The following is a 22799-nucleotide window of genomic DNA, read 5'->3' as shown; positions in this document are numbered from 1 at the left end:
GCTCAATTCAGATTGACTTATGAATAAGCAAAGCAATACCTACACCATTATATATATAATAGTCCTGGTGGTGATGGTCGGCACGGCTCTCGCAGCAACCTCGCTTGCACTCAAGGACCGTCAGCAGGAAAACATCAACGCCGACAAGATGAGCCAGATTCTCAACGCGGCGCTCATCACCCCCGACAAGAAGGATGTGGTGGCCGAGTTCGACAAGTATATCACCGAGCAGTTCGTTGTCAACGAGCGCGGCGAAAAGGTCGAGGGTGTCAATGCCTTTGATGTCGATGTGGCCGCGCAAATCAAGCTTGCGGCCGACCGCCGTGAGCTTCCGGTCTTTGTATGCACTGTTGCCGACGGTTCGCAGAAGTATATCCTTCCGGTCTACGGTGCCGGTCTTTGGGGACCTATCTGGGGTTATGTCGCTTTTGACAGCGACGGCTCGACCATCTACGGTGCCTACTTCGCGCATCAGGGTGAGACCCCCGGTCTTGGTGCCGAAATCGAGAAACCCGCTTTCAGCAGCCAGTTCGAGGGCAAGCAGGTGTTCAAGGATGGACGCTTCCGCCCGATCGCTGTCGTGAAAGCCGGACAGCAGCCCCTCAACGGAGAGGATTATGTCGACGGTATCTCCGGCGGCACTATCACATCGAAGGGTGTCGGCTCGATGCTCGACAATTGTCTCACCCCCTACAAGAAGTTCCTTCAGGGACTCGGACAGGAGAGACAGTAACAAATAAATCGTAAAATCTTTATTTTTCATCCGTCATGGCTGATAAAATCAACAATAAAGAGGTGCTTTTCAATCCTCTGTCGAAAAACAATCCGGTGGTGGTGCAGGTCCTCGGCATCTGCTCCGTGCTGGCCGTCACCGCGAAGCTCGAACCGGCAATAGTGATGGGAGTATCGGTGGTAGCCGTGCTCGCCTTTGCCAATGTCATCATCTCGCTTCTCCGCAACACTATCCCGACCAATATCCGAATCATCGTCCAGCTCGTCGTCGTTGCCGGTCTCGTGGTCATCGTAGACCAGGTGCTCAAAGCCTTTGCCTACGATGCTTCCAAGCAACTTTCGGTGTTCATAGGTCTTATCATCACAAACTGTATCCTCATGGGCCGACTCGAAGCATTCGCCATGGCCAACAAGCCCTGGCCATCGTTTCTCGATGGTGTAGGCAACGGCATCGGCTATGCCCTCATCCTCATCATCGTCGGTTTCTTCCGCGAACTTCTCGGCAGCGGAACCCTCCTCGGCTATCAGATTATCCCGCAGAGCTTCTACGATGCAGGCTATGTCAACAACGGCCTCATGATTCTCCCCCCGATGGCCCTGATACTCGTGGCATGTATCATCTGGGTTCAGCGCAGTTTCAACAAGGACCTGCAGGAGGACAACTAATCGCACAATCAACCACTATCGTTTATAATTAAATTCTGCACAACGTGGAAAATTTCAACATATTCATAAGGTCGATTTTTGTCGACAACATGATTTTCGCCTATTTCCTTGGCATGTGCTCCTTTATCGCCGTGTCGAAGAACGTTAAGACCGCCTTCGGTCTGGGCGTTGCCGTGACCTTCATGCTTGTGGTGACACTCCCTGTCAACTATCTTCTGCAGACCTACGTCCTGAGTGCCGGTGCGCTGACTTGGCTCGGCCCGGAGTATGCCGACGTTGACCTGAGCTTCCTCTCGCTCATCATGTTCATCGCCGTCATTGCCTCGATGACCCAGCTCGTGGAGATGACCGTCGAGAAATACAGTCCCGCGCTCTATTCATCGCTCGGTATCTTCCTCCCGCTCATCGCTGTCAACTGTGCCATCCTCGGCGGTTCGCTCTTCATGCAACAGCGCGACTTCCCGAGCGTATGGACAGCCGTCTGCGCAGGTGGAGGCTGGGGCCTTGGCTGGCTTCTCGCCATCACTGCCATCGCAGCTATCCGTGAGCGCCTCGCCACATATTCCAACATTCCCCGACCTCTCCGTGGCGTAGGCATCACCTTCATCCTGACGGCCCTCATGGGCATAGCCTTCATGAGCTTCCTCGGAATCAAGATTTAACATTCAGCATTCACCACATATAATATATAGGTATATTATGTTAACCATACTTTCAGGAGTGAGCATCTTTCTCATCATCACCCTCGTGCTGGTGCTGATTCTCCTCCTCGCGAAGAAATATCTTGTCCATTCGGGCAAAGTCAAGATCACAATCAATTCCGACACCGTGGTCGAGGCAGAATCTGGCAAAGCGCTTCTCTCGACCCTTGCCGACCAGAACATTTTTCTCCCCTCTGCCTGTGGTGGAAAGGGCAGTTGCGGTCAGTGCAAGTGTCAGGTGTTCACCGGAGGCGGCGACATACTTCCCACCGAGAAGGTCCACTTCTCGCGCAAGGAGCAGCAGGCACATTGGCGCCTCGGCTGTCAGGTGAAGGTCAAGGAGGATTGTTCTATCGGCATCCCCGCTTCGGTCCTCGATGTCAAGGAGTGGGAATGTGAGGTGATTTCCAACAAGAATGTCGCAACCTTCATCAAGGAGTTCATCGTGGCTCTTCCCGAAGGTGCCCACATGGATTTCATCCCCGGTTCCTACGCCCAGATTAAGATTCCGACCTACGAGATGGACTATGACAAGGACATCGACAAAGCATCAATCGGTGACGAGTATCTTCCCTCATGGGAGAAGTTCGGTCTCTTCGGCTTGAAATGTCGCAACACGGAGACGACCGTGCGCGCCTACTCCATGGCCAACTATCCCGAGGAGGGTGACCGCATCATGCTTACCGTCCGCATTGCCACTCCTCCCTTCAAGCCGAAACCCCAGGTGGGATTCCAGGATGTCATGCCGGGAATCGCTTCAAGCTACATCTTCACTCTCAAACCCGGCGACAAGGTGCGCATGAGCGGTCCTTACGGAGATTTCCACCCGATTGTCGACTCGAAAGCCGAAATGATGTGGATTGGCGGTGGCGCAGGTATGGCTCCGCTCCGTGCCCAGATTATGTGGATGACGAAGACACTCCAGACCCGCGACCGTGTGATGAACTACTTCTACGGTGCGCGTGCGCTCAACGAGGTTTTCTATCTCGACGATTTCATGCAGCTCGAAAAGGATTTCCCCAACTTCAAGTTCCACCTTGCGCTCGACCGTCCCGATCCTGCAGCGGATGCTGCAGGGGTGAAATACACCGCAGGTTTCGTTCATCAGGTCATCTATGAGACCTATCTCAAGAATCATCCCGAGCCTGAGGATATCGAATACTACATGTGTGGTCCCGGCCCGATGAGCGCTGCAGTCAACAAAATGCTCGACGACCTCGGCGTGGATCCAGAATCAGTCCACTACGACAACTTCGGCGGCTGACCTACTTTCCGTTTGTCCAAATCGACAACGGAAGACGCTGACAGCATCAATATAGACAAAGACCTTTCCGGATTATGCCATAATGGTTTCCGGAAAGGTCTTTGTTTCTATTAATATTTTCGTGGACTGTAAAATAAAATTAGTAAAAATATTGGTTGTTTTCGTGAAAATAACTATATTTGCAGGTGGATAGTTGCCGATTCTTCGGATGCAACTGTAAGAAATGTTATTTACACATATTCCATCATTCATCACTTAAATTACAATGAAAAAACTCCTATCTTTCATCACTGCTTTCCTCATTATGGGCAGTCTGTGCGTCAGTGCCGATACCGTAGAACCCACTTACTATGTGCAGGGTCATTTTTTCAAGGATATGCCAAAAAATCTTCCTGAAGGCTATTCGCTCAGTTTTATAAGTTATGGTGAGGGGAAGCGATTGACACTGATTGTCTATAGAGAGGCTGTAACACTCCCGGAGGATATTGTCAATTCTGCGATTCCTGAGGAGCAGCTTGCAAACCCCGACTTGATATGGCCCGCTGTTACGAGCAGTCTGCAATTTGTTTCTATCATGGACGAATCGATTAAAAATCGGGAGACTCTGACCCTTGGCTCTGCTTTCCCGAAGTTCACAGCCGTGGATATTGACGGGGTTGAATGTGGCAGTAAGGACATCGAGGGGAAGGTTATGGTGCTGAATCTGTGGTACACCGGTTGCGGACCATGCCGAAAGGAGATGCCCGAATTGTCGAAATGGCGCGAACAGTATCCGGATGTGGTATTCCTCTCGTCAACATGGGAAACTGCCGACATTGCTCGTCCTGTTCTTGAAAAATGTGGCTTTACATGGCGACATATTGTCAATGACCGTCAGTTTCTGAAATGGCTCAATGGCAGAGGATTCCCGATGACAATAGTTGTGGATAAGCAGGGAATCGTGCGTCATTATGAAAACGGTAGCAACCCCGAAAAACTCGCCTCTATCCTCAAGGCCATCGACACCGCCTGCAACGACAAGCCTTGATGTTATGAATCATATTGCATGAGTATCAGACTTGCTGCAAAGACGTATAAAGGCAAAAGTTCGGAAGTAACACAGATTCATGTTCCTTCCGGACTGTTGTCATTATACACATTATCGCATTAAGACCTTTTTACAATTTAGAAGACTGTTTGCTTCGGTTGGCTTTCATCCTCTTTTTGCTTGATTCGGCTTGGAGTTGCAGCCCTATTGAGACGGTCAGATCTCGGCCCCATGCACGGGAACTTTTGTCAAAATGGATTAACTCTCTGGCTTCAAAACCATCTTCAGTATGAGCGTACTCATATTTTGTCAGACACATATATGCCTTTTCCCCAACTGTGTGACGATAATTTATGTCAAGGATAACGCTGAACACCCGTGACATTCGATAGCCTATTGTGAGTCCACCGTTCAAAAAGGATGGTGACAGATATCTATTACATTCCCAACGTGTGTAGGGCATTTCCCATCTGTCATATCCCGGATCATCTGTCAGGTCATAGTCGCGTGTTGATGTCCATGAGTCATTCATGCCGATTGTTCCTATTCCTCCGCGCAAAAGGAGTTGCCATCTGTTCCACTCCATTCTGTAGGTAATACCTATGCCGGCTATCGCTCCGGCGAAAATAGCTCCGCATTCATCGTCCTGATGGAATTTTGTTCCCAATTGTTTTTCAAGCAGGGGACCGCAATCACTTGCAATGGAGGAGCCATAGATAGCACAATCTACATACATGCCCCAATGTCGGAGGAAGAAATAAGCGAACCGCCAGTCAAGTTCGTTGGTCTGACCGCGTCTGCGGCCTAACCATTCCGAATTTTCGTGGCCTCCCATATTGATACATTTTCCGAATGTAAGGGCCATGACAACTGGCTTCTCGAATGGAACACTCAAGTATTCTTTCTCCCTTTCCTTGCTCCTTGAAGTTTCAACTTTCGTATCATTTCCATTATCTACGGCAATAGTATCATTTTCCATAGCTGTCCGTGGCTCCTGTGCGTGACAGATTGATGCACTCATGCCAAGGGCAATGGCGACGAAGAAAGAAGTGAAATTTTTCATTTGCAGAAATATGAATGTGATGGTCTGTTGGAGATATGGTTGATTGGGGCCGCCGGTTTGTCAGAGAATCAGTTCCTCTGTCGGACGTTTGGGAACAATGTGGTGGTCGGATGAATCGCGGTAATATTTGATGTCTGCGTCAGTGGTGCCGTCGGTGTCGACGATTTCCACTGTCTCTGCGGGATAGCCGAGGGCAAGGACATAGAGAGGTTTGTAGCGTTCGGGGATGGCAAGCGCCTCAGTCACTTTTGCGGCATTGAATGCCTTGATGATGCAGCCGTGGATACCGAGGGTGGCCGCGCCGAGGGTTATGGCCTCAAGCTGCAGACCGTCGTCGCAGAGGCAGTTGGTGATCAGCTCCGTGTCTATACACTGGACGAGATAGGCCGTAGGGCGCTCAGTCTCCGCCGGGCCGTCCCACCAAGTGAAATATCCTGCCCATTTGAGAGCGGGAAATACGGCCTCGCACTCTTCACGGGATGACACAAGGCGGTAGCGCAGCGGCTGGAGGTTGCGTCCCGAAGAGCAATAGCGCACAAGCTCCACAAGCTTGCGAAGCGTTTCATCGGATATTGCATGGTTGCCGTCGAAACGGCGATATGAGCGGTTGCTTTTCAGCAATTCGCGAAATTCGTCATATTTTGTCATAAAAGATTCGGTTTTTATTTATCAGTAATCACTGAAATTCACATTGTCATTGCCTTGTAGGGACGCGCTGTAGCGCGTATGCCCGATTGGATGCAAATGTCAATCCGATGAATTATGTTTATTCTGATGATGTATTTCATACGGCATACGCGCTACAGCGCGTCCCTGCAATATTTCTTATTCCCAGTCATCCGTGCGGAAAGGAATGAGGGGCAGATAGTTGCCGGCGTGGAGATTGCCGGGTAGGAAATCGCGCCAGGCATAGCGGACGGCTACCGGATTGGGAACATCCTTGCTCGATACGACCATCTCGTTGGTCTGCCAGTGGAGCCATACGGAGTCGGCGGGATGGAATACCCTGTCGGGACCGGCCACTTCAAAGCCCTCGATGGCATAGTTGCGGCAAATGCCGTCGGAAGGCGAATCTATAGCCACCCATGCGGCACCGTCCTTGAACTTATGGCTCTTGTAGCGCGGGCTTTCCACCGGAAATTGCTTCTTCCCGTATGTCTTGTTGAGCGCGAGGTCACATAGACGTTTCCCGACAGCTTCCTTGTTGGCAGGATGGATGTTGAAGCGTTCGTATGGCTCAACGAGGTCATTGATTGAAATCATACCGCTGTTGGGAATCATTTCCACAGCCTTCCACTGAGCCTCACGCAGCAGCGGAGCCTTTCCCTTTTCTGAGGGGTCGCCATATTCGTATGGGGCGATTTCGACAGCATAGAAGGGGATGTCGCCGATGCTGATTTCATCGCGCCAGTTCTTGACCATCGTGGCAAGGCGGTCGGCGTATGTCTCGGGAGTGGATACGTTTGAACAGCCTTGATACCATATAATTCCCTTGTAAGTATAGTTTTTGATAGGGTTGAACATGGCGTTATACATCAGCATGGGGCGGTGGTAATGCACCATCGGCTCTATGTCCTTCGGGGCGAGCGACACATCGGGGTAGGTCTCCAGTATATCACGCGGTGTCCAGCTCTCGACCTTTGCACCTCCGTAAGCTGCACTGACAATGCCGACGGGCACATCAAGCACATCAGTCATTCTCTTGGCGAAGTGCCATGCAAGGGCGCTGTAGTCGGGCGATGTCTCAGGCGAAGGTATTGTCCATACGGCATCAACGGTATCGACCGGTGTGTAGCTCTGGGTCAGAGGAACGGTGTAGAAACGTATGCGGTCCGCCTCATGGCGTGATGAGGCGATCTCGTCATAACCGCCGAGGGTGCAGCATCCGGGGAAACCTTTGAGCGGCATCTGCATGTTGGACTGTCCGGATGCAAGCCATACCTCACCGATGAGCACGTTGTTGATGGTAATCGGGTCGCCGTCGGAGATTGTGATTGAGCAGGGGGTAAAGCTCCCGTCGGGTGTCCTTACGGCAAGACTCCACTGACCTGTGCGGTCAATGGTCGTGGTGTATTCCTTATTGTCCCATGAGGGAGTAACCGTGACTTTAGCTCCGGGATCGCCGGTGCCGTAAATGCGGGCATCGGCATTCTCTTGAAGCACCATATTGTCGGTTATCAGAGAACCGGGACGTACTTTAGACTCCGCGCTGATGGCAGCGGGAAGTATGAGGGCGAGAATCAGTGATGATTTTTTCATTTGTTTTCAGGTATGTAGTCGAAATATTTGAACCGGGCATCTCCACTGCCGGAAGGCGATGTGGCAAATAGTCCTATGAAGGTGCCGGTGAAGCCTCCGGCAGTCTCTGTGGACAGGTAGCGGGTGTTCATCGATGCTATGGGCATAAAGTTTTGTCCGCCGTCGGTGGAGTATGCGAAACTGTAGGTTGTCGGTGTCCCTTTGATTTGTAGGCCAACCGTCCTGCATCCCGCTGGAACAGGAATGGAGCTCTCAACATGCGTCAGTTCGTTAAGCCTGTAACGGAGCTTGATGGAATCACTGCCGTCGGCTCCCCGGGTGACGTAGAGGTCGTAGTGCGACGGCTCTGAAGCAAAGACAGTCATACCGGCCTCCATTCCGTCAGGCGCATTGGTCAGGCTGACCTCAGTAGCGGCAGTGAAATCAATATGCTCCTGCCGTCTGAGCAATAGTGACGGCGATTCTTTCGAGTTGTCGAGAGTGACATCCGTCGCCTTGATGTGAAGACCATCTTTGCCTGTGGAATAGTTTTCCATGACCGGATTGCGCATCCACACCCATTCCACTTCGGGACGATCTCCGGAAAAGTTGTCGCGGGTGGGATTTGTTGTTACCGGCGATAGTGGCAATGTCGGCACATCCATGTCGAGTGAAATGCTTCCATTGCCGTTGACTACCGGCCATGCATCCTTATCCCATCTGACAGGCGCGAGATATGTCTCACGTCCGAGAAGATGGTGGGCACCGTTCTGCTGCCGGAAAGCAAGACATACGAGCCACCATGACCCATCGGGCGCTTGCACTAAATCTGCATGTCCGGTACCCTGGATGGGGTTGTATTGGTTTTCACGGTTGAAATGGCAAAGTATTGGATTGGCGGGATTAGGGGTGTAGGGCCCGTTAATGTCACGGCTTCGCGCTATCGTGACGCTGTGGCCAAGCTCTGTGCCTCCTTCGGCAATCAGGAGATAATACCATCCGTCTTTCTTGTAGATATGTGGCGCTTCGGGGTGACGGCCACCGGTTCCGTCCCATATCCTGCGGCTTTCTGTAAGCTGTCGGCCAGTCAGAGGGTCTATTTCGCAAAGCCATATCCCGACATCAGGATTGCTGACCATGTAGCATTTCCCATCTTCAAAATAGAGCGATGGGTCAATACCGCCTTGCTGCAACCATACAGGCTCACTCCATCCTTTTGATAGGTCTGTAGTGTGGACAAGGAAGTTTCCTTTATCCGACACATTGGTGGTTATCATGTAGAAACGGCCGTTGTCATATCGGATGGTGGGCGCGTAGATGCCGCCCCATACTCCTGCTTTTTCAAGATTGAGCTGACTTTTACGGTCAAGCACATGGCCAATCTGTTGCCAGTTGACAAGATCCTTGCTGTGGTAGATGGGTACTCCGGGGAAATAGCAGAAGGATGAATTGACGAGATAGAAGTCATCATCGACCCTTACGACCGACGGGTCCGGGTGAAATCCGGGAATGACAGGATTCTTATATCCATCTGCGTTAATTGAGAGGGACGAAGCTGCAGCTATCAGTCCGCTTATAAGGAAAGGCTTGAGATATTGCATGGTATTTTAAGAGAGGGGGTTGGCTTGAGCCACAAATCTACAATAAAAATAAGAGACATGCAAACCACTTGAGGATAAATTGATATGTCGGGCGAATAATCTGCTAAAATCGTATAGGGGTTGGACTTAGGATGGAAGGGCACATAAAGCCATAAGGAGCAGAAGGGACAAAAGATTTTAAGTTTGGTAGCCGTATTCATTAGAAGGAAGGACACATAAGGCCCTAAGGTCAGAAGAGACATAAGTTTTTATTTCGGGGAGATGAAATAGGTAAGATTAAATTAACTCACCCAAACATCTCAAAATAAAAAACTTATGTCTCTTCTGACCTTAGGGCCTTATGTGCCTTTTCCTGCGAATGGATTATTTCTTCTCGGCGGGTTTGTTCTGGCTGTCGTCACATTCGGTTACTTCTGTGGCGGCATAGCCGATTTTGGCAAAACCTTTTTGAATAGCTTCGACGTTGGTCTTTTTAGGATTGTACTTGACAGTCACAGTCTGGCCGGTGAGGGATGTTTCGATTGACTTGACACCCTTCTCGAAACGGAGGTTTGATTTGATTTTGTTCTCGCAGTTCTGGCATGACATTTTTGGCATGACAGTGAACACTGCTGTAGCCTGAGAAGGCTCCTTCGCGCTCATGCAGACAGTAAGCGTCATGAGCATCAAAGCGATGGTAAGGATACGTTTCATGTTTTTATTGGGTTTTAGTTGTGGTTTTTTTAGTTGTGAGTTTTTAGTTTTTAGTTGTGAGTTTTAAGAGTAGAGTTTTAAGTTTTAAGGTTAGAGTTGTCAGCCATCAGCAATAACAGAACCATCAGAACTATTATCTATACTCTATACTTTAACCTCTATACTTAATTTTACTCAATATCTTTGACAAGCGCAGCGAATCAAAGATACTGAGTAAAATTATATCTGAATCCTGCATAGATCATTGCTCCGTGGATAGGGGCGTGGACCATTGTGGCATCAAAGTTAGGACCCCAAGGGTCGGAGGCATCAATGATAGGGCGCTTCTGACGGTAGCCGGTAAGGTTTTCTCCGCCGACGTAGATGCTCCAGTGACGGAAATTGCGTGTGAGCTGGGCATTGAGCTGTGCGTAGGGGTGATAGCGCTTTTCCCATGAGAGAGTTCCGTCAGCCGTGGTGTAGGGGTCAGGATTTCGGCCACTGCCGTTGAGCGCGCAGGTGATGTCGAGTTGCCATAGACCCATGTCGGGTGTCCACCCGAGGGTAAGCAGTCCCTTGTTGCGTGATGTGAGGGGCTTTTGGCGCATACCGTCGCCGTAGTTCGCCTTTACATCAGTGAGTCGGTAGGCAGCGGAGAAATTAAGGTCGGGGAGAATATTGTAGCTTGCCTCAATCTGGAAGGTATGGGAGTAGGAACGTCCGCCGAGATTACCGATGATTGCCGCATGAGGGTCGGCATCGAGGTTCAGGAGCAACTGGTTGGAGAAGCGGGTGTAGTAATACTCCGCCGACAGGCCGAGCGAACGTCCGAACAGACGCAGCGAAGAGGTGACACCTGTGCCGAAGTTCCATGCGCTCTCCTGCTTGAGATCCTTTTCGATTATAAGCGAGCGTGACGATGCAAGGAGATAGTGATATTCAGCCAACGGTTGCGGCGAGTGGTAGCCGCGACCTGCCGAAAGCTGCAGCGATAGCGGATCCATGATATTGTAGCGGACATGGAGGCGCGGGGTGAACATCCATCCGTAGCGCGAACTGTGGTCACCGCGAACTCCCGCCATTGCGATGAGGCGGTTGTCGATATTGAGGGTGTATTGTCCGTAGGCACCGTAGGTCATCTCATGGCTGTTTATATCCTCGACAGGTGTGTCGGGGACGTTTGATGGACGTAGATGCTGGCGGTAGTTGTCATAGACCATGCTCAGACCTGTCGATAGCGAGTGAAGATCGAGCCATTTGCGCTCAAACATGGCCGAGACGTAAGCCTCGCGTTGTATGACATCGTAGAGCTTGCGCCCGTAATCGGCATTCTGGTCATGGAAGCTCATCGAGGCAATCATGGCCACGTTGCCATCATTCTCGCGGTCAAAGATATAGGCATTTTTGGTGAAAGCCTCGACTCGACGGGTGTCGATGTCGATGATGTAGGGGTCGGCATAGTGTGCGCCGTGAGCGATCTGGCCACTTTTACGGCGCTCGTCGAGATACTTGACCGCTGCCTGAAAGACATAGCTTGTGCCGAGGTAGGCCCAGCGGTTCATTCCGGAAAACTGGCGGACGCGCGGAGCATCGGCAAAGCCGTCGTCGTTCATGTCGTGTGCTTTGAATGAATTCTCGCCGTGGAGCAGCAGGCCTGTGCTCCACTTGTCGCCGAGATGGATATTTCCGTCGAAATTGCCCTCGAGTTTTCCGAGGTGGTCGGCATACATGTTGACCGAAAGGCTCGGTTCAAGCTGAGGTTTCTTCATCTCGACGTTGATCTGTCCGGTGATTGATTCGTAGCCGTTCTTCACTGAACTTGCTCCTTTCGACACCTGGATTGACTGCATCCACGGACCGGCGATGTAACCGAGACCGAATGGTCCGGCTGCACCACGGAAATTAGGGATGTTTTCCGTCAGCATCTGCACATAGCTACCCGAAAGACCGAGAAGTTTGATTTGGCGGGCTCCCGTGGCAGCATCGCTGTAGCTGACGTCGACCGACGGATTGGTGGTGAAGCTCTCGCCAAGGTTGCAGCAGGCCGCACGTTTCAGATCCGAGGCCGAGATGACCTCTGTGTTGAGTGACGTTCCTCGCAATTTGCCGAGTGTGCGGCGTTCGGTGACGACCACCTCCTGCAGCTCCATCTCCAGCGAGTCAGGTTCTTCTTTAAGCGTAAGTGTCGAGGCGTTGGTCAGAAGCGACCAGGGAAAAACAACGGTTGAAATAAGTATTTTTAGAGTCGTGTGCATCATTAAAATTCGCGAATTACACCGCGAAGTTACGAAAAAATCACGACTCTTCCGCCACCCGTTGATTTTCATCGACAACACACAGAGTTTTGGATATAATTTTGGTCAGTTGGCGATATTTTTCGTTTGATAAATCAAGTTTTGGCTAAAAAATGCATATAATTGTTAAATACTTCGTATTTTACGGAGCAATTCTTTTTGTTAATTTAATTTAACTTTTAGCGGGAAAGTGATTCTTAATTTCTATTTAACTTTGCAGCCTCTTATACAATAAGTCCTCTTATACAATAAGTATTGAGTATTGAAAAATATTGAGTATTGAAATCACTCGCAAATATAATCTTGTATCAAAGCTATAATCAACAATTTGTATGAACCGTCGTATTATCACTTTTGTCCCCTTTCTGGCGACAGCCATGCTCGGAATGGTAATTCCCGGCGAAATGTCGGCCAAGAAAAAAACGCCTGCCTTGCCTAAGATTGAAATGAGCGCAGCGGCCAAGGACAGTGCGGAATTCATGAAAGGTCTGAAGGACGCAAAAGTCCACAAGGGCATGTTCAATGCATACATCGACAAGAAGAACAAACTCTGGTTTGAGCTTCCCGACAGTGCGTTCAATCATAGCTACATCCTTGTGAACCGTGTCAACAGCCTCTCACAGACCCAGGACTATGTGGCCGGTCAGATGGCATCCAACCCCATGCTGATTCGTTTCACCCGTGATGATAACAACGTCTATCTCCACCTGATGCAGTCGGCATCGGAGGTTCCCGACGGTGATCCCATCAAGGAATCGTTTGCCCGCAACTTCGCCGATCCTGTGCTCAAAGGCTTCAAGATTGCCAACAAGACCAAGGGGAGCGTCTTCATCGACGTGACATCGTTCTTCACCGGAAATGAGAAGGTCATCTCTCCAATCAAGGAATCAAATCCTCTTCTGAAACTTCTCGGTGGCAAAGAGGGCATCAAGGGTACATTCTACCCCGACGGTTCCTCGCTCGTATCGGTCAAGTCATTCCCCGAGAATATCGAAATCAAGAGCCGTCTGGCCTACACGACCGCGACAGCTTCGCAGCCCTACACCGTCGTGATGTCGCGTTCGATTGTCTGTCTTCCCGACGACCCCATGCCCATGCGTCTCCACGACAACCGTGTCGGTTATTTCTCGGAGTACAAGAATAAATATTCATCGTCCATGGACGGTGCCCGTCCCTACGAAATCATCACCCGTCATCGTCTCGAACCGCGCGATGAGGATCGTGAGGCTTATTTCGCAGGCAAGCTCGTGGAGCCGAAAAAGAAAATAGTTTTCTATGTCGACTCGGCTTTCCCTGAAAAGTGGCGCGGCGCTGTCAAGGAGGGTATCGAATACTGGAACACAGCCTTTGAGGCCGCAGGTTTCAAGAATGCGGTCGAGGCGCGCGACTATCCCACCGATGATCCCGACTTCGACCCTGACGACATCCGTTATTCCTGCGTCCGCTATTGCGTCAGCCCGACAGCCAACGCTATGGGGCCGTCGTACACCGACCCCCGCACAGGTGAGATTCTTGGAGCCGACGTAATCTGGTATCACAATATCCTTGAACTTGTCCACAACTGGCGCTTCACCCAGACAGCCGCCGTTGACCCGCGTGTGCGCAACAAGGTCTTCGCCGACTCGGTGATGTATGAATCGCTCACCTATGTCGCTGCCCATGAAATCGGCCACTGCCTCGGACTCATGCACAACATGGGCGCATCGCATTCATTCACACTCGACAATCTCCGTGACCCAGCCTTCACTCAGAAACACGGAACAACACCGAGCATCATGGACTATGCGCGCAACAACTTCGTGGCGCAGCCCGGCGACCTTGAACGCGGTGTGCGTCTGACACCTCCCCCTGTCGGTGTCTATGACATCTATGCCATCAACTGGGGTTATCGTCTGATTCCGGGTGCAAAGACAATGGAGGATGAGAAACCTACACTCGACAAATGGATACGCGAGAAGGATGGCGACAAGATGTATGAGTTCGGTGCGCAGCAGTTCCTCGGACTCGTCGACCCGACCGACCAGACAGAGGACCTTGGCAATGACCACATCAAGGCCGGCAATATGTCAATCTCCAATCTCAAGATTATCATGGATAACTTCGAGGACTGGGCCGGAGAGCCGGGCGAGAACTATGAACCGCTCGACAAGATGTATCAGGCAATGGTCGGACAGTATCTCCGTCATGTCGGTCACGTCTACCCCTACATCGGCGGTGTCGAGTTCAAGGAAATCCGTCAGGGTATGAACGACGGCTATGCACGCACCTTCATCCCCAAGGCCAAGCAGAAGGAGGCCATGAACTGGCTTCTCGACCAGGCCCGCACCTGCGGATGGCTTGCACCTGCGGAACTGATGGCCAAATGGGAGACCCCCTATCAGTGGCGCGAGAAGATGCAGCGCAACGTCGTGGCCTGTCTTCTCTTCTCGACCAACCTTCAGCGCATCAAAGAGGGTGGGGAGATGGATCCCGCCAACAACTATAAGCTCCGCGACTATCTCGACGATGCAATGAAGGGCATATTTGCCGCCACATATAAGAACAAGGCTCTCGATGCCACCGAGCGCAACCTTCAGGCATCGGCAATCAATGTCCTCGTCAACTACTCAGGTCTCAAACCCAAGGAGCAGAAATCATCCTCGAAGGCAATCTCCGTCACTGATGAGTTTGCAGAGATGATGGCGAGCGCAACCCTGCCCGATCTCCCCTGCGGAATGACTCAGGTGCTTGCATCGACCGACGAGGAGCATTCATTTGTCCGCCTCCTTCTCAACCAGACCGCACTTCCGGTCAATGAGCTTCAGCCCATGATGACCTCACGTCTGAAGGATGTGATGGAGCTCTACAAGTCGAAACGTGCCGTCGCTCCCGACCGCGACACCCGCGATTTCTATGACTATCAGATTCTGACCATAGGCAAGATTCTTAAAAATAACCAATAAATCATCATTATAACAGACACAGTATGCGAATACTCCTAATGAGCATAATGCTCGCCATTTCCGCCATAGTCGCGGGAGCGCAGACGCGTTCGCTGTCAGGCAAAGTCCTTGATGAGAATGACGAAGCACTTATCGGAGCGACTGTCAAGGTTGAAGGTACGACGCAGGCCACGGCAACAGACGTGGACGGTGCATACACTCTCGCCGTCGCTGCCGGACGCACTACGAAACTCACAATATCCTATATCGGATATAAGACAGTGACCCTTGAGGTCGCTCCCGAGCAGAACAATATTGTCACCCGTCTCGAAGTCAACTCAAACGTGATGGACGAGGTGGTTGTCATCGGCTACGGTACTGCGAAGAAGCAGTCGCTGACATCCTCAGTCGAAACCATCTCCGGCGACGAGCTTGTGCGCATCCCTGCAATGAATGTCGACCAGACTCTTGCCGGACAGGTGGCCGGTCTCGGTGTCATGAGCACCACCGGTGACCCCTCATCTCCCAAAGAAGCCACAATGAGCATCCGAGGCAATACCGGCAATCCTCTTCTTGTCATCGACGGTGTCCCCCGTCTCGGCACCAACACTTCTGACGGTGAAATGCGTCTCAGTGACCTCAACCCCGACGACATCGAGAGCATTTCTATCCTTAAAGATGCGGCTGCATCGGCTGTCTACGGTGCGCGTGCTGCCAACGGTGTCATCCTCGTGCAGACAAAGCGCGGTCAGGACACAGGACGTGCCAAGGTCAATTTCCGTGGCCAGTTCAATCTCCAGGAGGCAACCTATCTGCCCAAGTTCCTTGACAGCTATCGGTTCGCCGAGCTCTACAACCGTGCGGTCGAGGCCTCAGGCAGCGATGTCTACACCCCCTACGACCTTTCGCTCATCGGTTCGGACCCCAATGTCTACGGCAACTCCAATATGCTTGACTATCTGAACAAATGGGGCAACTCACAGCGCTATTCACTCTCTGTGTCGGGCGGTTCGAAGTCTGTACGCTACTTTGTTTCGGGTGGCTATACCCGTACCAAGGGTCTTTACTCCAACGTCAGCCGTGACCGCTACAATTATTCGGCAAAACTTGATGCCGACCTCCTTCCCGGTCTCAAACTCTCTGTCGACCTCACCGGCTCTGTTTCCGAGAACAAGAATTCGAGCTATACGACCATCGACGCGGCCTATAATTTCTCTCCCCTCCAGGTTCTTTCGTTCACAGATGGCCGTCTGGCAAGCATCGACGGTTCGAATCCCCTCATCAACGTGTTCGGCAACGGCGGTTACAACAAGGTCAACAGTGACTTCCACACCCTCAACGCCGTCCTCCGCTACACTATCCCGAAGGTGGATGGCCTGAGCGTTTATCTGAAAGGCACAATCGACCTCAACCACCAGAACACCACACAGTTCTCCAAGCCGGTGGCCCTCTACCTCTATGACCCTGAGACCGGTACCACTTCGGTTGACCCCAACACTGTCTATCCCAAAGCCAAGATCAAGCTTGAGGACCGTCACCAGACCATCAACAACAAGCTTATCGAAGCCGGTATCAGCTATGACCACACTTTTGCGCAGAAGCACTCAGTCACCGCTCTCGCAATCGTGAACTATCAGGACTACCACAACAAGTATCTCACCGGCCGCAACGACGACCTGCCCGGCGAGTATCCTGAAGTGATGGGAAGCACCTCCAACGGTTTCCTTTCCGGCAATGAGTACTACAGCGAACGTGCATCGCTTGTCGGACGTGCCACCTACGGTTTTGATTCCCGCTATTTCGTCGAGTTCAGCTTCCGTGTGGACGGTTCAACCCGCTTCGCACCCGAAAACCGCTGGGGTTTCTTCCCGACAGCATCGGCTTCATGGGTTATCTCCAATGAACCTTTCTTCAAGAATATTTCGCCTGACGCACTGTCGTTCGCAAAAATCCGTGGTTCCTACGGTATCCTCGGTGACGACGGCAACGCTTCCGACTACGACTATCTCCGCAAGTATATTTTCAGTGTCAACGGTGGTTATCCCATCGGTGGAATCTTCGGCCCCGGCATCCTGACAGAATCCGGTTCATATCCTAACCCTGACCTGAAATGGGGTAAGTCGAAGGACTTCAACTTTGCCCTTGACCTCGGATTCTGGAACAACCGCTTCTCGATTACCGGCGAAGTGTTCGAACGCCGCCGTTCCAATATGGTCATCGGTGCTCCCGCCTACCTCTTCCCCCCGTCTGTCGGAACTGACGGTGCTGTGCCCAATATCAACATCGGTGAAGTGCGTTACCGTGGTTGGGACATCGCTCTTAAGCATCTCAACACCATCGGTGATTTCAAATATAATGTCAATGTCAACATCTCGCGTACAACCGATGAGGTACTCGACTATGGCGACGAGTCGGCCTATCTGCCCAATCTCCGCAGAAAGGGCAAGAGCTATTCGTCAAAAGCCATGTATGAGGCTGCCGGACTTTTCCAGAGCTACGAGGAGATTGCCGCATGGCCCGTTGACCAGGATGGTCTCGGTAATGCCAGCCTCGCCCCCGGCGACATCAAGTATCTCGACCAGGACGGCGACGGTGTCCTCACCCGCAATGACCGCATCTATGTCAAGAACTCATCGCTCCCCGACCTTAACTTCGGTGTAGGTCTCGGTGCCGAATGGCGCGGCGTTTATTTCAACGCCCAGTTCCAGGGTGTGACCGGCTACAATCAGATGATTAACGAGCTTTACACTCTTGAAAGCCGTTCGCTCCCGAGATTCCAGGAATATCACTACACCAACTCGTGGACTCCTGACAATCCCAATGCCGAATATCCCCGCGTGAAGTTCACATCGTCGTCGGACAACAACCGTCTTGAAAGCACCTTCTGGGTGAAGAAGTGCAATTTCGTGCGTCTCAAGGCTCTGACAATCGGTTACCGTTTCCCCTCCAAGATGCTTCGCAAGGCCCATATCTCCAATCTCGACCTCGCCCTGCAGGGTGGAAACCTCTTCACAATCTCTTCTCTTGACAACATGGATCCCGAATCGCTCAGAGGCTATCCCCTCCAGCGCACCTACGGTGTGACAGTGAATTTCGGTTTCTAAACAGTGTGATTGATATTTAAGGAGATACAGAAGCACATAAGTTCAAAAGAAACAAAAGTTACGACACTGACTCCTCCATAACATTACCGATAAAAACTCTTTTGAAAACAAAAATGAAAATAGCAAAATACATATTTGCACTCCTTGTCCTGCCGGTGACACTCGTGTCGTGCGACGGCATATTCCGTGACCGTCCGAACGACAAGCTCTCGGGCGAGTCCATCTGGGACAACGACCGTCTGCTCGACGAGTATGTCCTCCCGTGGTACCGCAACATGGACAATGGTTTCAGCACCTACGTCACCACAATCATGAAAGGTCTCGGCTACGAGTATGAGCCGTGGTATGGCGATCAGCTTACCGTCGGACGCCGTGACTGGTATCAGGGTGACTACGGCAACATACTGAAAAGCTCGCAACAGGACATCACCACACGCGGGCGCACTGAATGGTTCAAGTTCTACACGCAGATTTCTTCAATCAACACCCTGCTTAAGAATGAGAACAACCTTTCCACTACGAACCGTCAGCGTCTGCTTGGCGAAGCCCACTTCTTCCGCGCATACTACTACTACCTGCTTCTCCGCATGTATGGCGGTGTGCTTCTCATCAAGGAGCCTTACAATCCGCTTGTGAATCCTGTGAAGTTCCCGCGTGCGTCATACGAGGAGATGGTTCGTTTCATCGCTGATGAAGCCGAGCTCGCCGCATCGCTTCTTGCAGTCGAGAACACCCCCGACGATGTCGGTCGTCCCACACGCGGTGCGGCCCTCATGCTCAAAGGCAAGACCTTCTTCTGGGCTGCAGGCGACCATTTCCAGAATTGCGAGAAAGAATATCTCGGTTTCCCCGACAATCGTTCGGAAGAGATGCTTGATTCGGCCGCACGCAACTATGACCGCGTGATGAATCTCGGTGTCTATCGCCTTGTGCAGATTGCCGGAAGCTCTAAGGATGAGGTCGTGGCAGGTTACCGCAATATATTCTTGACGAAGAATTCCGAGGAATCAATCTGGGAGGTGCAACATGCCAATGACGGTAATTTCGATTCAGCCAACGGCCACAAGCTTGACCGCGAAGCCTCGGCTCCATCGTTTGGCGCTACGACCGCCGCATACAACCCTACCCAGAACCATGTCGATGAATACCGCATGGACAACGGCAAGCTCATTACTGATGCCGGTTCGGGCTATGACAAGGCCAATCCTTACGAAGGACGCGACTACCGCTTCTATGCCAACATACTCTATGACGGTGCGAGATGGAGAGGCCACACGATGGACATCCACTACACTGTGGTTGACGGAAAAGAAGTTGCAGGTGAGGATCTGACTCCCTACGGAACCTCGACCAACGCATCTGTGAGCCGCACGGGCTACTATATGGCGAAGTTCCTAAACGAGCGTCAGACAATCGACACGGATGCGACATACGCAAGTTCACAGAACTGCATCATCTGGCGTTTTGCCGAGCTTCTTCTCGATTATGCAGAGATTGATTTCAAGAAGGGACGCACCTCAGCGGCTCTCGACAAGGTCAACCAGATACGTTCACGCGTGAAGATGCCGGAGCTGCCCTCCGTCACATGGGACGACATCTTCAACGAGCGCCGTGTTGAGATGGCTTTCGAGAAATGTACTTATTGGGACCTTATCCGCTACAATATTGCTGAGGAACGTATGACCGGCACGACCAATCCGCTCTTCGGAGTCAAGATTGTGGTCAATGCCAACGGTACGCGCCGCATCACCAATCCGGTTGTCAACGGACGCAACACTGTGGTCCGCTACTTCCGTGCCCGTCAGTATTACTGGCCTCTCGATTGGGACGATGTGCGTTACCATGAGATTGAGCAGAATCCCGAGTGGGTTGAAATGTAAAAGAAGATTTAAGGGATACAAAAGGGCATAGGTTAAGAAGGCATTTTGACACTTGTGGCCTTTTGTATCCGAAAATCAATTTAAGGTATAGAACGACTATTTATTTCATACATTTTTATCAAATTCAATTTTCACAGATGAAAAAATTTTTACTCTCAATGGCTGCCGTAGCCTGCATGGTATCGGCTTCCGCACAGACAGTCTACAACTACTTCGATGCTGCCGACGTTGATGCAAACGGTTGGCTTTGGTTTGACACTCAGGCAAAAATCGACAAGTATGTTGGTTGGGGCAACAAGTACAAAATCCAGCTCCAGTCAGCAACATACGAGGACGCCGACGGCCAGTATCCCGAACCTTACGGAGACCCGACCGCTATTGGCTGGAATGCCGCAGGTGAGCAGGGTGAAGGTGCCAAGACAGGTGCAATCATTCTTCCCGAAGGTTCGGTATTTACAAATGGTTCAACTAATCCGAATGGTGGAGCTATACTTTTCCAACTTCCTGATTGCGCTGAAATCGATATGTATCTTTCTACCAATGCCGCCCCTATTTGCTTAGGCCTTTCAGGTGGTAAGGGAACATTAGAAACTATTGATTTGGCTACGATTTATGTGTACTCGAAATTTGGTTTCGTTAATAATGTACTTGCAAATGCTACTCAGTACGAATGGAAGAATGTGCAGGATGTAATCAATGAGAATACACTTCTTAAGCTTGCCTCTCCCGAAGGTGAGAAAGTTACCGGTATGATCCGCAACAATATGAAGCGTCCCCTCTATGTACAGGGTATCAAGATTCTGACCTACACTAATGCTGCCAATCAGGAAGATGCAGGTATCGACGGTGTTATCGCTGACGGTGCTCTCGCACTCACTGTTGACGGCAACAATGTCAGCGCTTCCGAGGATGCTATGTTTGAGGTGTATTCAATCGCCGGTGTGCGCGTGGCTACTGCCAACGGTACTTCCGTTGCTCTCGATGACCTCGCAACAGGTGTCTATGTCGTGAAGGCTACTTCCGATAACGGTACTGCAACCGTCAAGGTCATCCGCTAATAAAAACGTAAATAAAAAACAAGAGTCATGAGACAGTCACTTTTACTGTCACTGTCGCTGCTCGTCGCAATGCCCACGTTTGCCGTCCGCCGGATGGCAAACGTGGTTTGCTTTGTAAAATTCGCTGACCAGGAGGATTCCGACTGGCAGCACACGCAGGATTACTACGAAGCAATGTTCAACAACCGCGATGAGGGTGCGAATTCTGTGACCAATTATTTCTCCGACATGAGCTATGGGAATCTCGAATTGACTTCGACATTGATTCCGGTGGTGTATGTCGACAGTCTTCCGCGTTCATATTACTGCAAGTATTCATCGATAAATCCCGATGGCTATCCTGACCTTCTAAACGCATCACTTCGTGAGCAGACGATGCTCAAGAGGATGTGTGATTTTCTTGATGCATCGCTCCCCGATGATGTGGAGGTCGACATCAACGGTGACGGCAAGATTGACAATCTGACCGTAATCATCCACGGTAATTCCGAGATTTCGGCGGAGCGTAATCTATGGCCGGCAAACACACCGTGTCTGTGGACGAGCCCGACTCTCAACGGCAAGAAGGTTGGCTATTATCTGAAAGTGTTCGATAAGGCCAACGGCTACCAGGGATTTGAACCGCAGGAGCTGAATACCGGGGTCATCTGTCACGAGATGATGCACACTCTCGATGCTCCCGACCTCTACAGTAAGGGCAAGCTTGAACCTGTCGGCGTGTGGGATTTGATGAGCGACAATCAGAAGATGCCGCAAGGACTGTCGGCTTATATCCGTTCGACCTACGGACGCTTCTTTGGCAACTGGATTCCGGAAATCAAAGAACTTACGGAGAGCGGACGCTACACGCTCAAACCCCTTGCTTCAGCCACATCCACCGACGTGGCCTATAAGATTGTGCCCGAAGGCTCGAAAGGTGAGTATTTCATGGTTGAATATCGCGACAAGTCGGATATGTGGGATCGTTCGCTTCCTGCTGCAGGTATGCTCGTCTATCGCATCGACCCGCAGAAGTCAGGAAATCTCAGTGAGACGCGCTTTGAGATGTATGTATTCCGACCTGGAGGCTCGACAACCAAAGTCGGAAAGCTTGCGCAGGCTCCGCTGGGAGCAGCTACCGGACGCACATCCTTCGGAACGGAGGCTGATGCCGATTATCCTTTCTATGGCGACGGCAGCCGTGCGCCGTTCTCGATTTCGGATGTCGTTGAGACTGAAGGTGGAGTTGAATTCACTCTTACATTCGGCGACAATAGTGGTATTGATGATATTTGGGCTGACGGAGCTTTACAGGCTTACTATGACAGAGTGAAAGGTGAGATTTTCGCTCCCGGGGCTGAAAATGTCGAGATTTTCAGCATCAGCGGACTGCGTATCAGCAGCTTGTCAGATGCTCCGAAGGGTGTATATCTCGCCCGAATCGGCTACCCCGATGGCACCGTCAAGTCTATAAAGTTCGTGAAATAACTCACATATCCCGGAAAGGTACATAAAGACAGAAGGTCAGAAGGAACATAAGGTTTTTAGTAGAAAGAAATTAAATAAGGAAGTTATACTTAATTTAACTCGCCTCAAATT

The 22799-nt window shown here is 51.1% G+C and carries 16 protein-coding genes; 10 read left to right on the top strand and 6 right to left on the bottom strand.

Features of this window, described 5'->3' with window-relative positions:
* Positions 1-19: 19 nt before the first annotated feature.
* From nqrC to QZ310_RS06675, 5 genes are all read left to right on the top strand, one after another.
* Positions 20-733 carry an NADH:ubiquinone reductase (Na(+)-transporting) subunit C gene (gene nqrC / locus QZ310_RS06695; RefSeq protein WP_297071699.1) on the top strand — a complete coding sequence of 238 codons (714 nt, stop codon included), beginning with the start codon at positions 20-22 and terminating at the stop codon, positions 731-733.
* Positions 734-768: 35 nt separating this feature from the next.
* On the top strand, positions 769-1398 hold the full coding sequence (locus QZ310_RS06690) for an NADH:ubiquinone reductase (Na(+)-transporting) subunit D (RefSeq protein ID WP_297071697.1): 630 nt from the start codon (positions 769-771) through the stop codon (positions 1396-1398).
* Positions 1399-1442: 44 nt separating this feature from the next.
* Positions 1443-2060 (top strand): NADH:ubiquinone reductase (Na(+)-transporting) subunit E, encoded by a 618-nt coding sequence (nqrE, locus tag QZ310_RS06685; RefSeq protein ID WP_297071695.1) that lies wholly within the window; start codon positions 1443-1445, stop codon positions 2058-2060.
* 37 nt (positions 2061-2097) lie between these two features.
* Positions 2098-3363 carry an NADH:ubiquinone reductase (Na(+)-transporting) subunit F gene (gene nqrF / locus QZ310_RS06680; protein ID WP_297071693.1) on the top strand — a complete coding sequence of 422 codons (1266 nt, stop codon included), beginning with the start codon at positions 2098-2100 and terminating at the stop codon, positions 3361-3363.
* A gap of 265 nt (positions 3364-3628) precedes the next feature.
* Positions 3629-4390 (top strand): TlpA disulfide reductase family protein, encoded by a 762-nt coding sequence (locus tag QZ310_RS06675; RefSeq protein ID WP_297071691.1) that lies wholly within the window; start codon positions 3629-3631, stop codon positions 4388-4390.
* 130 nt (positions 4391-4520) lie between these two features.
* Here the strand turns inward: QZ310_RS06675 and QZ310_RS06670 are convergent, their stop codons facing one another.
* The 6 genes from QZ310_RS06670 to QZ310_RS06645 form a co-directional block, all read right to left on the bottom strand.
* The gene (locus QZ310_RS06670) at positions 4521-5453 is read right to left on the bottom strand and encodes a hypothetical protein (protein ID WP_297071689.1); all 933 of its coding nucleotides are present in this window, start codon (positions 5451-5453) and stop codon (positions 4521-4523) included.
* A 60-nt stretch (positions 5454-5513) separates the two neighbouring features.
* Positions 5514-6101 (bottom strand): nitroreductase family protein, encoded by a 588-nt coding sequence (locus tag QZ310_RS06665; RefSeq protein WP_297071687.1) that lies wholly within the window; start codon positions 6099-6101, stop codon positions 5514-5516.
* 177 nt (positions 6102-6278) lie between these two features.
* Entirely contained in the window at positions 6279-7712 is a 1434-nt protein-coding gene (locus QZ310_RS06660) for a sialate O-acetylesterase (RefSeq protein ID WP_297071684.1), read from the bottom strand.
* Positions 7709-9292, bottom strand: a complete 1584-nt coding sequence (locus QZ310_RS06655) for a glycoside hydrolase family 43 protein (protein ID WP_297071682.1) — start codon at positions 9290-9292, stop codon at positions 7709-7711. Before QZ310_RS06655 ends, QZ310_RS06660 begins: the two co-directional genes overlap by 4 nt.
* Before the next feature lie 363 nt (positions 9293-9655).
* Positions 9656-9985, bottom strand: a complete 330-nt coding sequence (locus QZ310_RS06650) for a heavy metal-associated domain-containing protein (RefSeq protein WP_297071680.1) — start codon at positions 9983-9985, stop codon at positions 9656-9658.
* A 200-nt stretch (positions 9986-10185) separates the two neighbouring features.
* Positions 10186-12222 carry a TonB-dependent siderophore receptor gene (locus QZ310_RS06645; protein ID WP_297071678.1) on the bottom strand — a complete coding sequence of 679 codons (2037 nt, stop codon included), beginning with the start codon at positions 12220-12222 and terminating at the stop codon, positions 10186-10188.
* A gap of 368 nt (positions 12223-12590) precedes the next feature.
* Between QZ310_RS06645 and QZ310_RS06640 the strand changes: the two genes are divergently transcribed.
* From QZ310_RS06640 to QZ310_RS06620, 5 genes are all read left to right on the top strand, one after another.
* On the top strand, positions 12591-15200 hold the full coding sequence (locus QZ310_RS06640) for a zinc-dependent metalloprotease (RefSeq protein ID WP_297071676.1): 2610 nt from the start codon (positions 12591-12593) through the stop codon (positions 15198-15200).
* 23 nt (positions 15201-15223) lie between these two features.
* A complete protein-coding gene (locus QZ310_RS06635; protein ID WP_297071674.1) occupies positions 15224-18283 on the top strand; it encodes a TonB-dependent receptor in 3060 nt (1019 codons plus the stop codon).
* 113 nt (positions 18284-18396) lie between these two features.
* Positions 18397-20163 carry a RagB/SusD family nutrient uptake outer membrane protein gene (locus QZ310_RS06630; protein WP_297071672.1) on the top strand — a complete coding sequence of 589 codons (1767 nt, stop codon included), beginning with the start codon at positions 18397-18399 and terminating at the stop codon, positions 20161-20163.
* Positions 20164-20300: 137 nt separating this feature from the next.
* Complete coding sequence (locus QZ310_RS06625; protein ID WP_297071670.1) at positions 20301-21221, top strand: T9SS type A sorting domain-containing protein; 921 nt, start codon at positions 20301-20303, stop codon at positions 21219-21221.
* A 27-nt stretch (positions 21222-21248) separates the two neighbouring features.
* A complete protein-coding gene (locus tag QZ310_RS06620; protein ID WP_297071667.1) occupies positions 21249-22688 on the top strand; it encodes a M6 family metalloprotease domain-containing protein in 1440 nt (479 codons plus the stop codon).
* Positions 22689-22799 lie beyond the last annotated feature (111 nt).

Source organism: uncultured Duncaniella sp. (genome assembly GCF_910577345.1).
Lineage (GTDB): Bacteria > Bacteroidota > Bacteroidia > Bacteroidales > Muribaculaceae > Duncaniella.
This window is presented reverse-complemented; position numbering and strand designations above follow the sequence as displayed.

Bases quoted from the DNA above. Each gene is read 5' to 3' on its own strand.
- nqrC (WP_297071699.1), top strand. From the start codon at position 20: ATGAATAAGCAAAGCAATACCTACACCATTATATATATAATAGTCCTG.
- QZ310_RS06690 (WP_297071697.1), top strand. From the start codon at position 769: ATGGCTGATAAAATCAACAATAAAGAGGTGCTTTTCAATCCTCTGTCG.
- nqrF (WP_297071693.1), top strand. From the start codon at position 2,098: ATGTTAACCATACTTTCAGGAGTGAGCATCTTTCTCATCATCACCCTC.
- QZ310_RS06675 (WP_297071691.1), top strand. From the start codon at position 3,629: ATGAAAAAACTCCTATCTTTCATCACTGCTTTCCTCATTATGGGCAGT.
- QZ310_RS06670 (WP_297071689.1), bottom strand. From the start codon at position 5,453: ATGAAAAATTTCACTTCTTTCTTCGTCGCCATTGCCCTTGGCATGAGT.
- QZ310_RS06665 (WP_297071687.1), bottom strand. From the start codon at position 6,101: ATGACAAAATATGACGAATTTCGCGAATTGCTGAAAAGCAACCGCTCA.
- QZ310_RS06660 (WP_297071684.1), bottom strand. From the start codon at position 7,712: ATGAAAAAATCATCACTGATTCTCGCCCTCATACTTCCCGCTGCCATC.
- QZ310_RS06655 (WP_297071682.1), bottom strand. From the start codon at position 9,292: ATGCAATATCTCAAGCCTTTCCTTATAAGCGGACTGATAGCTGCAGCT.
- QZ310_RS06650 (WP_297071680.1), bottom strand. From the start codon at position 9,985: ATGAAACGTATCCTTACCATCGCTTTGATGCTCATGACGCTTACTGTC.
- QZ310_RS06645 (WP_297071678.1), bottom strand. From the start codon at position 12,222: ATGATGCACACGACTCTAAAAATACTTATTTCAACCGTTGTTTTTCCC.
- QZ310_RS06640 (WP_297071676.1), top strand. From the start codon at position 12,591: ATGAACCGTCGTATTATCACTTTTGTCCCCTTTCTGGCGACAGCCATG.
- QZ310_RS06635 (WP_297071674.1), top strand. From the start codon at position 15,224: ATGCGAATACTCCTAATGAGCATAATGCTCGCCATTTCCGCCATAGTC.
- QZ310_RS06630 (WP_297071672.1), top strand. From the start codon at position 18,397: ATGAAAATAGCAAAATACATATTTGCACTCCTTGTCCTGCCGGTGACA.
- QZ310_RS06625 (WP_297071670.1), top strand. From the start codon at position 20,301: ATGAAAAAATTTTTACTCTCAATGGCTGCCGTAGCCTGCATGGTATCG.
- QZ310_RS06620 (WP_297071667.1), top strand. From the start codon at position 21,249: ATGAGACAGTCACTTTTACTGTCACTGTCGCTGCTCGTCGCAATGCCC.